Source organism: Bradyrhizobium sp. Ken01, from assembly GCF_055807355.1.
On sequence record NZ_JBVVPC010000057.1, the window covers coordinates 1 to 16,159 of the forward strand.

At 64.4% G+C, this 16,159-nt stretch carries 16 protein-coding genes; 4 read left to right on the forward strand and 12 right to left on the reverse strand.

All coding sequences use genetic code 11. From position 1 onward, the window contains the following. Positions 1 to 1,190: 1,190 nt before the first annotated feature. The 8 genes from AC0L3S_RS34345 to AC0L3S_RS34380 all read right to left on the reverse strand — a co-directional run bounded on the left by AC0L3S_RS34345 (position 1,191) and on the right by AC0L3S_RS34380 (position 8,590). Entirely contained in the window at positions 1,191 to 1,391 is a 201-nt protein-coding gene (locus tag AC0L3S_RS34345; protein WP_018455714.1) for a hypothetical protein, read from the reverse strand. A 294-nt stretch (positions 1,392 to 1,685) separates the two neighbouring features. Further along, positions 1,686 to 3,827, reverse strand: a complete 2,142-nt coding sequence (flhA, locus tag AC0L3S_RS34350) for a flagellar biosynthesis protein FlhA (protein ID WP_027516054.1) — start codon at positions 3,825 to 3,827, stop codon at positions 1,686 to 1,688. A gap of 374 nt (positions 3,828 to 4,201) precedes the next feature. Beyond that, positions 4,202 to 4,504 (reverse strand): copper-binding protein, encoded by a 303-nt coding sequence (locus tag AC0L3S_RS34355; protein ID WP_473263375.1) that lies wholly within the window; start codon positions 4,502 to 4,504, stop codon positions 4,202 to 4,204. A gap of 11 nt (positions 4,505 to 4,515) precedes the next feature. After that, entirely contained in the window at positions 4,516 to 4,974 is a 459-nt protein-coding gene (locus AC0L3S_RS34360) for a cupredoxin domain-containing protein (RefSeq protein WP_473263374.1), read from the reverse strand. Positions 4,975 to 5,009: 35 nt separating this feature from the next. Then, entirely contained in the window at positions 5,010 to 6,347 is a 1,338-nt protein-coding gene (locus AC0L3S_RS34365; protein ID WP_473284153.1) for a copper oxidase, read from the reverse strand. Between the two features lie 13 nt (positions 6,348 to 6,360). Continuing rightward, positions 6,361 to 7,797: a TolC family protein gene (locus AC0L3S_RS34370; RefSeq protein ID WP_473284155.1), complete on the reverse strand. Its 1,437-nt coding sequence runs from the start codon at positions 7,795 to 7,797 to the stop codon at positions 6,361 to 6,363. Positions 7,798 to 7,806: 9 nt separating this feature from the next. Beyond that, positions 7,807 to 8,091 carry a hypothetical protein gene (locus AC0L3S_RS34375; protein WP_473263371.1) on the reverse strand — a complete coding sequence of 95 codons (285 nt, stop codon included), beginning with the start codon at positions 8,089 to 8,091 and terminating at the stop codon, positions 7,807 to 7,809. Between the two features lie 79 nt (positions 8,092 to 8,170). Then, on the reverse strand, positions 8,171 to 8,590 hold the full coding sequence (locus AC0L3S_RS34380) for a hypothetical protein (protein ID WP_473284157.1): 420 nt from the start codon (positions 8,588 to 8,590) through the stop codon (positions 8,171 to 8,173). Between the two features lie 175 nt (positions 8,591 to 8,765). Between AC0L3S_RS34380 and AC0L3S_RS34385 the strand changes: the two genes are divergently transcribed. Continuing rightward, positions 8,766 to 10,031 (forward strand): MFS transporter, encoded by a 1,266-nt coding sequence (locus AC0L3S_RS34385; protein WP_473284159.1) that lies wholly within the window; start codon positions 8,766 to 8,768, stop codon positions 10,029 to 10,031. On the opposite strand, the gene AC0L3S_RS34390 is transcribed toward AC0L3S_RS34385, so the two are convergent. Both AC0L3S_RS34390 and AC0L3S_RS34395 read right to left on the reverse strand, forming a co-directional pair. Then, positions 10,028 to 10,435: a DUF4864 domain-containing protein gene (locus tag AC0L3S_RS34390; RefSeq protein WP_473284161.1), complete on the reverse strand. Its 408-nt coding sequence runs from the start codon at positions 10,433 to 10,435 to the stop codon at positions 10,028 to 10,030. The genes AC0L3S_RS34385 and AC0L3S_RS34390 overlap by 4 nt on opposite strands. Before the next feature lie 53 nt (positions 10,436 to 10,488). Next, positions 10,489 to 11,127 carry a TetR/AcrR family transcriptional regulator gene (locus AC0L3S_RS34395; RefSeq protein WP_473284213.1) on the reverse strand — a complete coding sequence of 213 codons (639 nt, stop codon included), beginning with the start codon at positions 11,125 to 11,127 and terminating at the stop codon, positions 10,489 to 10,491. A 240-nt stretch (positions 11,128 to 11,367) separates the two neighbouring features. Between AC0L3S_RS34395 and AC0L3S_RS34400 the strand changes: the two genes are divergently transcribed. The 3 genes from AC0L3S_RS34400 to AC0L3S_RS34410 are packed head-to-tail and all read left to right on the forward strand — an operon-like array spanning position 11,368 to position 15,165. Continuing rightward, a complete protein-coding gene (locus AC0L3S_RS34400) occupies positions 11,368 to 11,865 on the forward strand; it encodes a (2Fe-2S)-binding protein (RefSeq protein ID WP_473284163.1) in 498 nt (165 codons plus the stop codon). Beyond that, complete coding sequence (locus AC0L3S_RS34405; protein WP_473284166.1) at positions 11,862 to 12,923, forward strand: FAD binding domain-containing protein; 1,062 nt, start codon at positions 11,862 to 11,864, stop codon at positions 12,921 to 12,923. The genes AC0L3S_RS34400 and AC0L3S_RS34405 overlap by 4 nt, the downstream gene beginning before the upstream one ends. Next, a complete protein-coding gene (locus AC0L3S_RS34410) occupies positions 12,910 to 15,165 on the forward strand; it encodes a xanthine dehydrogenase family protein molybdopterin-binding subunit (RefSeq protein WP_473284168.1) in 2,256 nt (751 codons plus the stop codon). The genes AC0L3S_RS34405 and AC0L3S_RS34410 overlap by 14 nt, the downstream gene beginning before the upstream one ends. 42 nt (positions 15,166 to 15,207) lie before the next feature. On the opposite strand, the gene AC0L3S_RS34415 is transcribed toward AC0L3S_RS34410, so the two are convergent. Together AC0L3S_RS34415 and AC0L3S_RS34420 are read right to left on the reverse strand one after the other, a co-directional pair. Next, positions 15,208 to 15,360 carry a hypothetical protein gene (locus tag AC0L3S_RS34415; protein WP_219685343.1) on the reverse strand — a complete coding sequence of 51 codons (153 nt, stop codon included), beginning with the start codon at positions 15,358 to 15,360 and terminating at the stop codon, positions 15,208 to 15,210. A 140-nt stretch (positions 15,361 to 15,500) separates the two neighbouring features. Beyond that, the gene (locus AC0L3S_RS34420) at positions 15,501 to 16,049 is read right to left on the reverse strand and encodes a cupin domain-containing protein (protein WP_007600574.1); all 549 of its coding nucleotides are present in this window, start codon (positions 16,047 to 16,049) and stop codon (positions 15,501 to 15,503) included. Positions 16,050 to 16,159: the final 110 nt, after the last annotated feature.

Consider the following 16,159-nt stretch of genomic DNA (forward strand, 5'->3'; position numbering starts at 1 on the left):
GGCGACGGGGGCAATAGTGCATCGCTCCCCGGGGAGATCACGACATAAGCCGTAAAGCCACTGCGCAGGGAAGGCCGGATGTTTTGGCTTCACCTGTATGCCGCTGTGCAGATTTCGCTACTGCCTTTCGCACAGTGGACCGCGGGCGCCAGCCGGCACCCGGTCTTCCCTGCGCCCTCTTTCATGTGAGGGTGAGGCGACCAATCAAAGCTCGGGCGAACAAGCCGCGAGGCTGCGAAGGTGTGTCTACGATGGAGATGCGAATTGAACGGGCGACGTCAACCTCACGCTCCGTCATTGCGAGGAGCCCTTGCGACGAAGCAATCCAGACTGGCGCCTTGGAGGGATTCTGGATTGCTTCGCTGCGCTCGCAATGACGAATTAGGGGGCGGTCTACGCGACTATTATATTTTACGTGCCCAAGCCCCCCGGTGTTACCGTGAGTAGTGCCGGGGGATTCGCGCCCGGACGTCTGTGGGGCTGCCGCCAGATGATCCGAATGTCTTTGCCATGGTTTCTTGATGTCGTGTCAGCGATCGATGCGATACCCAACACTTTCTTCCAAGGGAATCCCACGCGTCCGTCAGCTTACGTGTTCCACAACGCAAAAGGTCAGCTTGAAGCGCTGTTTAATCAGAGTATCTATGCTGCTTACTTACGAGCATCTCGCGAACAGGCAGGCAATCTAACTACCTCTTCTGCTGCAGTGTCCTTGGTTTGAAATCTCACAACCACGCACGCGCGTTATTGCACACGGACAACATCAACAATTTACGACGTCTAACGTCACCCAGCGAGGTAACCAAAAATGAGGACGCCCAGCTAGGCGCCCAGCTGGGCGTTAGATTTGGTCTGGGCTACGGGACTCGAACCCGTGACCTTTCGCTCCTCAGGCGAACTCTCTACCAACTGAGCTACGCCATCGCTGAAATAGGGATGAATCGCCCGAGATCGAGAATTGAAAGGCAATGGAAAATATATTGCCTAAGTGTTTGATCTTACTGAGACAGGTACGTGGGTAGGATGTTCCCGCGTCTGCAAGTGATCGAGCATACCCCAGACATGAGAAAGCGCCCGTGGGGGGCGGGCGCTTTCTGTAGTCGACTTGGGGTTGGGGTCGTCTACATATCCACGTGGCGACTTTGGGGGGCTGATAAAGAGCCGCGTGAATTCCTGAAACTCAAATCTCCTTAGCGAACGAGGGAAACGTTCGAGCTGGTGATGGCGATCGGCTTGCCCGCCTTCATGACGCGAGCGGTCTGGGTCAGGCCTTCATCTGAACTCGTACGCGCGGTGATCCCGAGACCCGCCACCGTGATGCCGGCAACGAGCGCGACAACCACGATCTTGAGGTGGGTCGAGCGATCTGCGCTGTAAATCGAGTGGTTCATGGAAGGCTCCTGCCGCCATCTACCCGAAGTAGTCGCCTGCGTGTTTGGGCAGGTTCATGCTTCCGGTGCCCAACAACCTAGTATTGGGGGGATTCGTTCCCAAGAGGCGATCACAAGAGCGTGACAGGACGTGAGAAGCCGCGATCAAAAACGGCCCTGAATCGTGCAATTTAGCAATTATTTCAAAGCTGTAATGTGCCTGTCAGGCGCCTTGCCGGCCGTTGATCGGCGAGGCGCCAAAACCTGAAAAACCATTTGCCTGTGTCCGAAAAACACACGGCTTCTTAAGGCAAATCAGATGCTTCCGACCGTTTTCAACCTCGCCCTGGGGTGGATTTCAGCCTGCGACAGCACGGTCGTCTGGGCCCGGAACCGCTCGACCAGGGAACGCACGAAGGGACGAATTGCCGCAGAGGTGACCAGTACCGGGGCCTCGCCTTCACGCGCGGCCCGCTCGAAGGCCTCGCGCACGCCGGTCATGAACTCCGACAGCTTCGAGGGCTGCATCGCAAGGCTGCGCTCCTCGCCCTGGCCGATAATGGATTCGGCGAAGGCTTGTTCCCACCGCGCCGACAGCGCAATCAGCGGCAGGTAGCCGCTGTAGGAGGTGTTCTGCGCACAGATCTGCCGCGCCAGGCGGGCGCGGACGTGCTCGACCATGGTGGCGGGATTGCGCGAGAAGGCGAGCGAGTCGGCGATGCCTTCCAGAATGGTCGAGAGGTCGCGGATCGAGATGCGCTCGGCGAGCAGCAGCTGCAGCACGCGCTGGATGCCGGAGACCGTGACCTGTCCGGGCACGATGTCCTTGACCAGCTCGCCCTGCTCCTTCGGCAGCTCCTTGAGCAGCTTCTGCACCTCGCCATAGGAGAGCAGGTCCGACATGTTGGCCTTGAGCAGCTCGGTGAGGTGGGTCGAGAGCACGGTCGCGGCGTCGACGACGGTATAGCCCTTGAGCGAGGCCTCCTCCTTGAGGCTGGCATCGACCCAGGTCGCGGGCAGGCCGAAGGTCGGCTCGGTGGTGTGGATGCCGGGCACCTGCACCTGGCTGCCGCCGGGGTCCATGACCATGAACTGGCTCGGCCAGATCTTGCCGGTGCCGGCGTCGACCTCCTTGATCTTGATGATGTAGGTGTTGGCTTCGAGCTGGACGTTGTCGAGGATGCGCACGGCGGGCATCACGAAACCCATCTCGATCGCGAGCGAGCGGCGCAGCGCCTTGATCTGCTCGGTCAGGCGATCGGTGCCGTCGGGGCCGTTGACCAGCGGCAGCAGGGCATAGCCGAGCTCGATCTTGAGGTCGTCGATCTTCAACGCCGCGGAGATCGGCTCCTCCGCCGTAGCGGAGCCGGCTGCGCCCGGCGTTCCCGGCGCAGGTGCGGTCTTCGCGACTTCCTCAGCCCTGGCAGTCGCGCGGTTGCGGTTGCGGGCATGCCAGGCGAGGGCGCCAGCGCCGGAGCCGAGCGCCAGGAAGGGAAGGGTCGGGATGCCCGGCAGGGCCGCCAGCACCAGCATGACCGCCGCGGACATTGCCAGCGCCTGCGGATATCCGGAGAACTGCTTCATCAGCGCCTTGTCGGCGGCGCCGGAGACGCCGGCCTTGGAGACGAGCAGGCCGGCCGCGGTCGAAACGATCAGCGCCGGCACCTGGGTGACGAGGCCGTCACCGACGGTCAGCAGCGTGTAGCTGCGGCCGGCATCGGCAAAGGACAGGCCCTGCTGCGCCACGCCGATGATCATGCCGCCGACGACGTTGATGAAGACGATCAGGAGGCCGGCGATGGCGTCGCCGCGGACGAATTTGGAGGCACCGTCCATGGCGCCGAAGAAGCCGCTCTCGTCTTCCAGATCCTTGCGCCGCTGCTTGGCGACCGCCTCGTCGATCAGTCCGGCGGAGAGGTCGGCGTCGATCGCCATCTGCTTGCCGGGCATGGCGTCGAGGTGGAAGCGGGCGGCGACTTCGGCGATACGGCCCGAACCCTTGGTGATGACGACGAAATTGACGATGATCAGGATGGCGAAGACGATGATGCCGATGACGAAATTGCCGCCCATCACGAAGCTGCCGAAGGCCTCGATGACGTGACCGGCGGCATCCGTGCCCTCGTGCCCGTGCGACAGGATCAGGCGGGTCGAGGCCATGTTGAGCGACAGCCGCAGCATGGTCGAGATCAGCAGGACGGTCGGGAAAGCGGAGAATTCCAGCGGCGCCTGGATGAACAGCGACGTCATCAGGATCAGGATCGAGAGCGTGATCGAAATCGCCAGGAACAGGTCCAGCACGATCGCGGGCAGGGGAAGGATCAGCACCACCAGGATGGTGAGGACGCCGAGCGCCAGCGCGATATCGCCGCGCTTGAGGATGTTGCCGATCTCGGCAAGGGTGGGGAAACCAGCGTTTGTGCTGCCTACGCCCTGTCCCGCGGTGACGTCGACCATGGTAGCTGCCCCTCCGCGCGACTGCCGTCCGCGCGCCCCAAACGTCTGCCCGACGGCCGAAGGGCCGCCGTTCCGAAAGTGAGGCACCGCACTGGCGTCCACAGGGCACTCCCCGTTCTACGCGGCTGACGACACTCGACTCCACTGGGCAATTCTTGCCGGGTGTATGGTTAGCAAAGGGTTAATAAAGGGTGTGGCATGGGGGCTGACCGGGGTATTTCGGGGCTCTCAGGCCGTCATTCCGGGGCGCGCGAAGCGCGAGCCCGGAATCCATGTGCCGCAGGCGTCGTGGGGAAATGGATTCTCAGATGCGCAATTGCGCATCATAGCTCGCGCCAAGAGGCGCGCCCCGGAATGACCATCGTGGAGGCAGCCTACTTCGCCTTCTCCATTCGGGTCACGGTGTAACCCGAAGCCGCCTCCTCGGCTTCGAAAGTCACCTTGTCGCCGACCTTCACCTGTTTGAGCACGGCCGGGTCCTTGACGCGGTAGACCATGGTCATGGGTTCATCCATGCCGAGGTTCTTCGCGGCCCCGTGCTTGAGCGTGATCTTGCCGGCGCCCTCGTCGATCTTCTTGACCTCGCCGCTGATCGCGGCGCCCTGGGCCGCCAAGGCAGCTGTGGCAAGGCCGACGGCCAGCGACAGCGCTGCGGCGATACGGATGATGCGGTTCATGGGACTCTCCTTTATTGCTTCACGGTGACGTGGCCGACCATGCCGTAGTCGCGGTGGTCGGGAATCAGGCAAGAAAATTCGAATGTGCCGGCCCTGCTGAACTTCCAGAGGATCTCGGCTGTCTTGCTCGGCGCAAGCCTGACACCGTTGGGATCGTCATGCTCCATGTGCGGATGCTTCTTCATCTCCACCGCATGCGCGAGATTCTCCTTTGTGGTGGCGAGCAGGAATTCATGGTCCTCCTTGCCGACATTGCGCAGCACGAAGCGGATCTGCTCGCCGCGTTTGACCTCGATCCTGGCGGGTGCGTAGTCCATCTCGTTCAGCAGGATCTCGATGGTGCGCGCGGGCTTTTTGGGATCGCCGGGCTCGCCGGCCGAAAAGGTGCCGTGCCCGTGCTGGTCATGGGCAAAGGCCGGTGCGGTGGAAAGCGCGGCCAGCGCGAGACCGAGCTTGATCGTCGTCTTCATTGGTATCTCCAGTTGGTGGTGGTTCATCGAAACGCTCACATCTTCATGTTCTGCATCGGCGGTCCCCCGGGTTGTTGCCGCACGGGCTCCGGGGCCGGCGGCGTGACCTCGTAGGCGACGGTGCCTTGCGGGAATTGGTAGGGGCCGGGATCGCGATAATCGTCGCGCGCGAGGCCCTCGCGGATCTTCATCACCGTGAACATCCCGCCCATCTCGATCGGACCGAACTGACCGGTGCCGGTCATCATCGGCAGCGTGTTGTCGGGCGCGGGCATCTCCATGTTGCCCATCGCCATGCCGGTCGAGCCCATCGCCATGCCGTCAGGCGCGAGCTTGCCGACGGCTTTGGCGAGATCCTTGCGCGACACCCCGATCATGTTGCGCATGTCGTGTCCCATCGCATTCATGGTGTGATGCGACTTGTGGCAGTGGAACGCCCAGTCGCCGGGGTTGTCGGCGAGCACGTCGAACACCCTGACAGCGCCGACCGGTACGTCCGTCGTCGTTTCCGGATATTGCGCGCTCTCCGGAATCCAGCCGCCGTCGGTGCAGGTCACCGCAAAGCTGTGGCCGTGCAAATGGATCGGATGGTTGGTCATGCTGAGATTGCCGATGCGCACGCGCACCTTGTCGCCGAGCCTGACCGGCAGCGGATCGATGCCGGGAAATACCCGCGCATTCCACGTCCACATATTGAAGTCGGTCATCTCGTTGACCTTCGGCAGATAAGTGCCGGGATCGACGCGATAGGTGCTCATGACGAAGACGAAGTCGCGGTCGACGGCCCGAAAGTTCGGATCGCGCGGATGCACGACGACCATGCCCATCATGCCCATCGCCATCTGCACCATCTCGTCGGAATGCGGGTGGTACATGAAGGTCCCGCTCTTCCTCATCTCGAACTCGTAGACGAAGGTTTTCCCCGGCTGGATGTGCGGCTGCGTCAGTCCGCCGACACCGTCCATGCCGCTGGGAATGATCATGCCGTGCCAGTGCACGGTGGTGTATTCGGGCAGCCTGTTGGTCACGAAGATGCGGACCTTGTCGCCCTCGACGGCCTCGATGGTCGGGCCCGGCGACTGGCCGTTATAGCCCCACAGATTCACCTTCATGCCCTCGGCGAATTCGCGCACCACAGGCTCGGCGACGAGATGGAATTCCTTCCAGTCGCCGTTCATCCGGAACGGCAGCGACCAGCCGTTCAGCGTCACGACGGGGTGATAGTCCGGCCCGCTGATGGGTTGCAGCGGCGGCTGCATCACCACCTTGTCCATGTGCGGGGCTTCCGGAATGGAGGCGGCCTGGGCGCGGCCGCTGACGACGGATGCGCCGGCGAGCGCGGCGCTGCCCAAAAATCCTCGGCGGGAAAACATGCTGGCCTCCATGTCAATGGCCGCCATCGGCAGGCGCTGCCGCGGCGATAGTGGTTGAATTGTCGCCGTCAGCAGGCGCGCCGCCGCCATTGACGGCGGTCTGCAAGTCGGACTGGGCAAGGAAAAATCTTTGCTTGGCATCGATTGCACCGCGCAGCGACGCGAGCCGCTGCCGCGCCTCGGTGAGCAGCGCGAAGATATCGACCTGCATGCTGGAGAAGCGGAGCTGCATCTCCTCGGTAATGATTTTTCGCAAGGGGATGATCTCGCGCTGATAGTGGCTGGCGATGTCGTAGCCGGAGCGATAGACCCGGTAAGCATCGCGTGCCTCGGAGCGTATATTTACGGCGCACTCGGTCAGCCGGTTGAAGGCGAGATTGTAGGTCTCCGCCGCCTGTCGCACCCGCACCTCGCCGCCGTCGAAGATCGGGATCTGGAACTGGACGTCGAAGCCACGCTCGCGGAACGGCGCGCCTTCCGGATCCCGGGTGCGGCGGGAGATGCCGGCGAGATCGAGCAGTGTTACGAAGCGCGTCGCCTCCGTGAGGTTCAGCGACTTTGCCAGCGCGGTGAGCTCGAGCCGCCCGATCTGAAGGTCGATGCGATGAGCGACCGCGTCGGCTTCGATGGACGGCAAGGCCTGCGGCCGGCGCGGCAATGGCGGCAGCTGGCTGGGCAGGCGGAAGTCGAGGCCGCCGTCCCACAGCCCCATCAGGCGCGCCAGCTTTTCGCGCGCGCTCGTTGCCGTCTGTCGCGCGGTGGCGAGGTCGGCGGTGGTTTCGGCATAAAACACCTGTTCACGAACCTGATCGAGCTTGTTGATCGAGCCGGTTTCGCCGAGCTTGACCGCGAGCTGTGCGGTCGATTCCGCCGTCGCCTTCGCATCTGTCAGCAACGCCACCATCTCGTTGCCGCCAACGGCGCGCCAATAGACGCGGCGGACATCGGCGGCAAGCCGCAACGTCGCCAGGCCTGCGCGCAATTGCGCCTGACGAAAACGATCGCGGGCGATCTCCGAGCGGAACGGCAGCGTGGCGAGCGCAAGGATGTCGCCGACAATTTGACGCTCGATTTCGCTGGCGCCGTTGCCCGAGATCCGCGAGACCGAGAACACGGGATTGGGCGGCAGGCTCTGCTCGACGAGATCGGTCTCGGCCAGCGCCAGCTCGTTATAGGCGGCCTGAAGCCCCTTGTTGTTGAGCAGTGCGATCTGCACGGCGGTCTCGGGGTTGAGTGTTCGCGAGAGCAGTTGGCGAACGCGCGCGTCGACCGCGCCGGCTCCTTCGGTTGTTCGCACAAAGGCGACATCCTTTTTGATGGTCTGGCTCGTCAGCTCCGAGACGGCATTCATGCCGCTGTCGGGCGAGAAGGCGGCGCAGCCCGACAAGCCGAGCGAGGCAAGAACGAGCAGGCTTGGCACGAGACGGCTTGGCGCGAGACGGTGTGTCATGGCGCGCTCCTAACGGTCTTGCTTGGGCTGCGGCGCGACGCTCTCGTTACGCTCGCGCCATGGTGCCGGCGTCACCGGCCGCAGGCTGGTGTACGGCGCAATCGCCGAACGATAGCCGGCGCGCGCGACCTTGGCCGCGGGGTCGGCAGGATCAGCGCCGGCGATCTGTGTCGTTGCCGGCATGCAGCCGGACAACGCCAATGCCGTCGCGGCCAGCAGCGGCCAATTGAATCGAAAATGTCGTCCCCGCGCTGTGGATGCAGCGGCGGACTTCGCCCCGGAAAGCGTAAGCATGAGTCATTCCTGATCTGTCTGGAGACCACAGGTTCGCGCGCGCGGATGCGCGCTCGGCCTGACGTCGTCGCGCGTCAGATCAGACGATGGGAGGGCGGTAGAGCAGGGGAGCCGCCGTGCTGTGCAGGCTGGCCACGATCTCGGGCGAGCAGGCGGAAACCGGCTGAAGCGGCTTTGCGACGCTGGGCAGGTCGGCCGGCAGCGCGCTTACGCACATCATCGCGCAGCACGGTCCCGGCGTACCCTTGCCGTCGTGATGATGGGGCACGGGGGCGTCCTGCGCGGTGGTCTGATGACGCGCATGCGGCCCGGCATGGTCATGCGAGGCGCCGTCATGCGTGTGGCCGGCCTGCATCTGGTGATGCAGCGGCACGAGGTCGGCGAGGAGCGCTTCGTCGAGGCACGGTGCTGGAGCGCTACCCCAGGCGAGGCTTGCGGCCGGCGCGAGCACGCAGAACAGATAGGCAAGGGCAATCACACGCCCCACCCTGATCCGCATCGATCGCGTCAATCGCATCAACATTCAGCCGACATGCCCTTCGCGGGCAATGTTGCACGCGCTGATTTGCAAAATAATGACAAAACCCGCGTTCGCCAAGCTCCTTCTTACCGCAGTGCACCGTGCATGCCCAATATCGCGCCACAATGCTTGACCCTGTGGCGATCCGCGGGCCATGGTCCCGCCCGTGCACGCGCCAAATCAATCAGGACAAACACCCGAAGCATTCACCCCTGATTCGCGTCAGGCCTGGATGCGCCTCGTCATTGCGCTTCTGATCGGTTCGATCGGCGGCGTCGGCATGTGGGCGATCGTCGTCATGATTCCCGCGGTGCAGGCCGAATTCTCCGCCACGCGCGGCGCGGTGTCGCTGGCTTTCACCCTCATGATGTTCGGCTTCGGGCTTGGCGGCGTCATCGCCGGCAGGATCACCGACCGGTTCGGCATCGTGGCGGCGATGGCGATCAGCATCGCCTTCCTCGGCGTCGCCAACGTGCTGGCGGGTCTGTCGACCCAGCTCTGGCAATTCGTGGCGGCCTATTTCCTGATCGGGCTCGGCACGTCGGCGACCTTCGCGCCGCTGATGGCGGAGGCCTCGCACTGGTTCGAGCGCTATCGCGGCCTCGCCGTGACCATTGTCGCCAGCGGCAATTATGTCGCCGGCACGATGTGGCCGCCGCTCGTGAGCACGGGCATGCAGACGATCGGCTGGCGCTTCACGCATATCGGCATCGGCCTGGTCTGCGTCAGCCTGATGACCATCCTGGTGCTCGTCCTGCGCGCGCAGATGGGTGACGACAAGGTTCACGATCATGCCAATGCAGCGCCGCCGCGGGTCGACCTCAAGCTCTCGACCAACACGCTGACGGTGCTGCTCTCGATCGCCAGCATCTCCTGCTGCGTCGCCATGGCAATGCCGCAGGTGCATATCGTCGCCTATTGCGGCGATCTCGGATATGGCGTGGCGCGCGGCGCCGAGATGCTGTCGCTGATGATGGCCTGCGGCATCGTTAGCCGGATCGGCTCGGGCTACCTCGCCGACAAGATCGGCGGCATCCCCACACTGCTGATCGGTGCGCTGGCGCAAGGCTTTGCACTCGTATTCTACCTGTTCTTCGACAGCCTGACCTCGCTGTATTTGATCTCCGCGATGTTCGGCCTGTTCCAGGGCGGCATCGTGCCGAGCTATGCCATCATCGTGCGCGAGGCGATGCCGGCGAGCGAAGCCGCAACTCGCGTCGGCATCGTGATCTTCGCCTCCGTGTTCGGCATGTCCTTCGGCGGCTGGGTCTCGGGCGTCATCTTCGATGCGACAGGCTCCTATGCGGCTGCGTTCGCCAACGGCGTGGCGTGGAACGCGCTCAATATCGGCATCGTCTTGACGCTGCTGATCCGTTCGCGGATGAATGCAGTCAGGACCGGCCCGGGTTTTGCGACCTAGACTGCCTGTCCTGCCTTCAGCAGCGAACAACCCGTGATCTTGTAGCTGCCGTCCGCCTGCTGCTCGAGCGTGTAGAGCGCTTCCCAGGCCTCGCCATTGGCATCGATGATATGGACGTGCTGGGCAATCCGGCTGCCCTCGCTTTTGCTGTCGCCAAATTCAAAGCTCTTGTGCCGATAGACCGGCAGATAGCCGTTTTGCACCATAGACATGAAGATGTCGGGCGCGGGGAAGATCTCCCGGATTGCCGGCGCGGCGTAGGAATAGGCCGCGCGCGCGTCGTCGCGGCCGAATGCCTGCTCCTGGGCGCGGATGATATCCTGTGCCGTCGTGACATCGTCGGCGCGCACTGAGATGGGACCAAAGGCGACACTGAGAAAGACCAGCAAGGCGGCGATGCGCATGACAGGCTCCGCGTTGAAATCCCGGCGGCGCCGATCCTAGCACATCTCGCCGGCTATCGCTTCCGCTTTGCAGCCGGCTTCGCGGGCTTGGCGGCCGCGCGTACCCTGGCTTTCGTGACAGGCTGCACCCGCAAACCGTCGACGAACACGTCGAGCATCCGCAGCACCGAGGATTGCCAGCCGGGCTGGTCGTGCATGTAGCACATGCCGAAGAACGCGCGCAGCAAGTCCTCGGGACTGACGTCTGCCCGCATCGCGCCGGCCGCGGCTGCGCGATCGAGCAGCGAGCCGATCGCCTTGGTCAGGCGCTCAAAGGAAAAGGCATGCAACTCCGACCCGCTCTGCACCGCGAGTGCCAAGGCTGCCACCATGCCCTTCTTGGTAGCAACGAATTCGACCCCCGAGCGGAGCCATCGCCTGAGCGCGTCGACGGGATCCCCGTTCTTCAAATGCTCGGCGAGCTCGCTGAGCTGCTCGACCTCGCGCCGGTATACCGCCTCGAACAAATCCTCGCGGGTCGGAAAATGCCGATAGAGCGTGCCGATGCCGACGCCGGCGCGTTTTGCCACGGCTTCGAGGCTCGCCTCCGGACCACCCGCGTTGAACACGGCCTTGGCCGCCTCCAGCACGCGCTCGCGATTGCGCACGGCGTCGGCGCGAGGCTTGCGGGTCTGGTCGGTGTGGTCGTCCATGCCGGCACTGTAGATCACGAATTGGTTAGATTGAACCCTTCGCTGGCTGCATCGCGTTGATGCGCACGGGCTTTTGACGAATTCCAAATATTTACCACCGGCTCTTGTTAAGCGGAGGGTGCCTCCGTATCTTCGCTGAAGACGTTGGCCCGGATCATGTTCGGGCGGCGCATGTCGACGGCGGCCACGGCGGTGGCGCGCTGCGCGACGACTCATGTCCATATCTGATCGGAGCCTTGTATGAACCACTCCATCAGCCTCACCGTGAACGGTGCGCGGCGCGACTTCGTCCTCGACGATCCGCGCGTCACGTTGCTCGATCTCCTGCGTGAGCGCCTCCATCTGACCGGAACCAAGAAGGGATGCGACCGCGGCCAATGCGGCGCCTGTACCATTCTCGTCGACGGCAAGCGCATCAACTCCTGCCTCGCGCTCGCGATCAGTCATGAAGGCGCCGACATTCTCACAATCGAAGGCATCGCACGCGGCGACCAGCTTCACCCCGTGCAGGCCGCCTTCATCGCCCATGACGGATTTCAGTGCGGCTTCTGCACGCCCGGCCAGATCATGAGCGCGATCGGCATGATGAGCGAGGCGCAGGCCGGCAACGATCCCGCGCGCATTCGCGAATGCATGAGCGGCAATCTGTGCCGCTGCGGCGCCTATGCCGGCATCGTCGATGCCGTGCTCGACGCGCAGGCCGGCATGGACGAATCCAACCAGAGGCGCTCCGCATGAAGCAATTTGATTACGTCAGGCCCGCCACGGTCGCCGAGGCCGTCGCCGCCGCCGCGCAGCCGGGCGCCGTCTATCTGGCCGCCGGCACCAATCTGCTCGATCTGATGAAGGGCGGCGTCACCCGTCCGGATCGTCTGGTCGACGTCACCCATCTCGACGGCCTCGATCGGATCGAGCGCCTCGGCGACGGTGGCATGCGTATCGGCGCACTGGTGAGTAACGCCGATCTCGCGCATGACGCCGACTTTGCCAAGGCCTATCCGGCCGTCGCCGAAGCACTGCTCTCCGGCGCATCGGCGCAATTGCGCAACGCGGCGACGGTCGGTGGCAATCTGCTGCAACGGACGCGTTGCGCGTATTTCTATGACACCGCCAGCCGCTGCAACAAGCGCGAGGCCGGCAGCGGTTGCGACGCGCGTGAGGGCGAGAACCGCACCCACGCCGTGCTCGGCTGGAGCGAAAACTGCATCGCCACGCATCCGTCCGACTTCTGCGTACCGCTGGTCGCGCTTGACGCCATCATCGAGATCGAGGGCAGGAACGGGCGGCGCGAGATCGCGCTCGACGAATTGCATCGGCTGCCCGGAGATACGCCCGAGCGTGAATCGGCGCTCGAACCGGGTGATCTCATCGTCGCGGTGCGCCTGCCGCCGGCTGCGCGCGGCTTTGCCGCGCATGCGCGCTATCTCAAGGTCCGCGATAGGGCGTCCTACGCGTTTGCCGTCGTCTCGGCTGCGGCTGCGCTGCGGATCGAGAATGGCAAGATCGCGGAGGCGCGGCTTGCGCTGGGCGGTGTCGCCGCAAAGCCGTGGCGCGCCCGCGCTGCGGAGGACGTGCTCAGGAACGTCGCGCCCACGGTGGACGCTTTCCAGGAAGCCGCCTCGCGCGCGCTCACCGACGCAAAACCGTCCGGCGACAACGCCTTCAAGATCGAGCTCGCGCGCCGCATCGTCGTGCGCGCGCTGAGCCTCGCCGTCGCCGGTACGCCCGCGCGCATCCCCGCGCTGCCGGCCTCTCCCTTTGCCTCGACCTCCGGAGCCATTCATGCCCGAGCTTAATCTCACCAGCGCACCCGCCCATCTGCGCCACGGCTCGAACATCGGCCAGCCGCTGACCCGCCGCGACGGGGTGCTCAAGGTCAAAGGCCAGGCGACCTACGCCGCCGACAATCATTCGCCCGGCATGCTGTTTGCGGTGATGGCCGTTTCCAGCATTTCGCGCGGTCGCGTGATCTCGCTCGATGTTGCCGCTGCCAAGCGCCACCCCGGCGTCGTCGATGTCATGACGCCAGACCACAAGCCTGAGCTCGCGATCGACCCCGAGATCAAGACCAATCCATTCGTATTCCGGATGGAGGTCTTGCAGAGCAACGAGGTCCGCTACGCCAACCAGCCGATCGCCGTCGTGATCGCCGAGACGCTGGAGGCGGCGACGGAAGGCGCGGCGCTGCTGGCGCCGCGCTACGAGACGCTGCCTGCGCTCATTGGGCTCGATGCGGGTGAAAGCTTCGTGCCGCCGGTCGTCGGCGTCGGCAACCCCACGGAAAATCATCGCGGCGATGTGGAGGCGGGACTTGCGTCGGCCGAGAAGCGGATCGACGCGGTTTACGAAACGCCGCCGCAATATCACAATGCGATGGAGCCGCATGCGATCGTGGCTGCATGGGATGGCGACAACCTGCAGATCGACATGCCGACCCAGGGTCTCATGCTGTCGCTGGCGCGTGTTGCCGAATTGTTCGGCATCGCGCACGACAAGATCCACATCCGCAGTCCGTTCCTCGGCGGCGGGTTCGGCTCGAAGGGGCTCATGGCTGGTCCTCCGGTCCTCGGCATCATGGCGGCAAAGCTCGTCGGCAAACCGGTCAAGCTGGTGCTGCGCCGTGAGCAGATGTACGGCCCGGTCGGCCATCGCGCGCCGACGCGGCAGCGGCTGCGCATCGGCACCGACGGCGAGGGGCGCCTGACAGCGCTCGATCACCACGCGCGCACCGTGTCGAGCACGTTTGATGATTTCTACGAGCCCGCGGCCGATGCCTCGCACACGCTCTATGCGGCGCCCGCGATCCGCACGTCGCATGATGCCGTGCGCGTCAACACCGGCACGCCGCTGTTCATGCGCGCGCCCGGCGAGGCGACCGGCTCGATCGCGCTGGAGAGCGCGATCGACGAGATGGCTTGGGCCTGCGGCATCGATCCGCTTGCCTTTCGTCTGAAGAACTATGCCGAGGTCGAGCCGATCACCAGCAAGCCGTTCTCGTCCAAGGCATTGCGCGCGTGCTACGAGCAGGGCGCGGCGCGCTTCGGCTGGGCGAAGCGATCGCTCCAGCCGCGGCAGATGCGCGACGACGATGGTCTTCTGGTCGGCTGGGGCATGGGCACCGCGACCTTCCCGGCGTTGATGTTCCAGGCGGAAGCGCGTGCCGTGCTTCGCCGCGACGGCTCCGGTGCCATGGAGATCGGCGCGCATGACATGGGGCAGGGCGCCTGGACGGCGCTGGCCCAAATCGCGGCCGACGAACTGGGGCTCGATATCGACCGCCTGGAGTTCAAGGCCGGCACGTCCGACCTGCCCGATGCCGGCATCGCCGGCGGCTCGGCACACACGGCAACCGCGGGTGCCGCGATCCACAGCGCAGGCGCCGCTGTGATTGCAAAACTCGCCGATCTCGCCGCCAGCGATGAGCGCTCTCCGCTGTTCGGCGCCGGCAATGCCGGCGTGATCGCGCGCGATGGCAGGTTGATCCGGCGCGACGACGAGAGCCGCGGCGAAAGCTACGCCGAGATTCTCGCGCGTGCCGGCGTCGCCGAGGTCGAGGCGCGCGGCACAGGCGCGCCGAATCCGGCCGCGATGGAGGAGTATGCGATGCACGCCCATGGCGCGGTATTCGCGGAGGTGAAGGTCGATCCCGAACTCGGTCAGGTCCGCGTCACCCGCATGGTCGGCGCCTTCGCCGCGGGGCGCATCGTCAACCCGCGCATGGTGCAGAGCCAACTGTTCGGTGGCATGATCTGGGGCCTATCCTTCGCCTTGCACGAGGAAGCCATCACCGACCGCCGCACGGGCCGGATCATGAACGCCAATCTCGGCGAGTACCATATCCCGGTGAATGCCGACGTGCCGCCGCTCGACGTGATCACGGTCGATGAGCGCGACCCGTACGTGAACGCGCTCGGCATCAAGGGTGTCGGCGAGATCGGCGTCACCGGCAGCGCGGGCGCGGTCGCTAACGCCGTCTGGCATGCGACGGGCGTGCGTGTGCGTCGCTTCCCGATCCGGATTGAGGAGTTGCTGACGTAGCTTTGAGGCCGCGCGCGGACGATCCTCTCGCTCCGCCGCGCGCTAGTGCAGCTTCTTGCGAAGAGCCTTGAGCGCTTCTCGCTGCGCCTCGATGTAGTTCGCGATGGCCTTGCGCAGCTCCTCCGAATGGAGCCTGTCGCTGTCGCGCTGCACTTCATCGAGTGCGGCCTCTGCATTTGCGAGCGTGATCTTCATAGCGAGCCCTGTTACGAAGCGGCTCCGGAAAGCGGAGGCTGCTTGGCTATGGCTCGAAACATATAGAGGATCGGGCTGCGGAAATTGAGATGGCTCAAGCTCCGTAGGATACCGGTGGCTCCGTAGGATTGCGGATAACTTCAAAACGTCGGCGGCGTGCAGGCCGAGATCACCTCGCACGGCTTGCCTCCGACGCAGCGGAAGCGATGCGGCCGACGGCTCTCGAAGTAGTAGGCATCGCCCGGATTGAGGATGCGGCGCTCGTCCTCGACGGTAACTTCGAGCTTGCCCGAGATCACGATGCCGCCTTCCTCGCCGTCATGGACGAGGTGAACGCGCCCGGTGTCGCTGCCGGGCTCGTAGCGCTCCTTGAGGATCTGCAGGCTGCGACCGAACAGATTGTCGCCTATTTGCCGATACGAGATCGGTTTCTTGCCGACCTCGGTCAGCTCTTCGCCGCGGTAGAAGATCTTGCGCCGGCTCTCAGGCTCCAGCGCGAAGAACTCGGCGAGCCCCATCGGAATGCCGTCGAGGATGCGCTTGAGCGCCCCCACCGACGGGTTCATCTGGTTGGATTCGATCAGCGAAATCGTCGAATTGGTGACGCCGGCGCGTTTGGCAAGTTCGCGCTGCGACAGCTTCTGGCGCGCCCGGATGAATCGCAGCCGTCCACCGATATCGACGCTCATGTCCCTGTCCCGTGTTGCAGGTGTTGCGGATCGCGCAAATATGGACCGGCAGCCCCAGTTAAATCAATGGCTTGCAGCCCGTCAGAAAAGGACTTGTTGCGCTTTTCAAG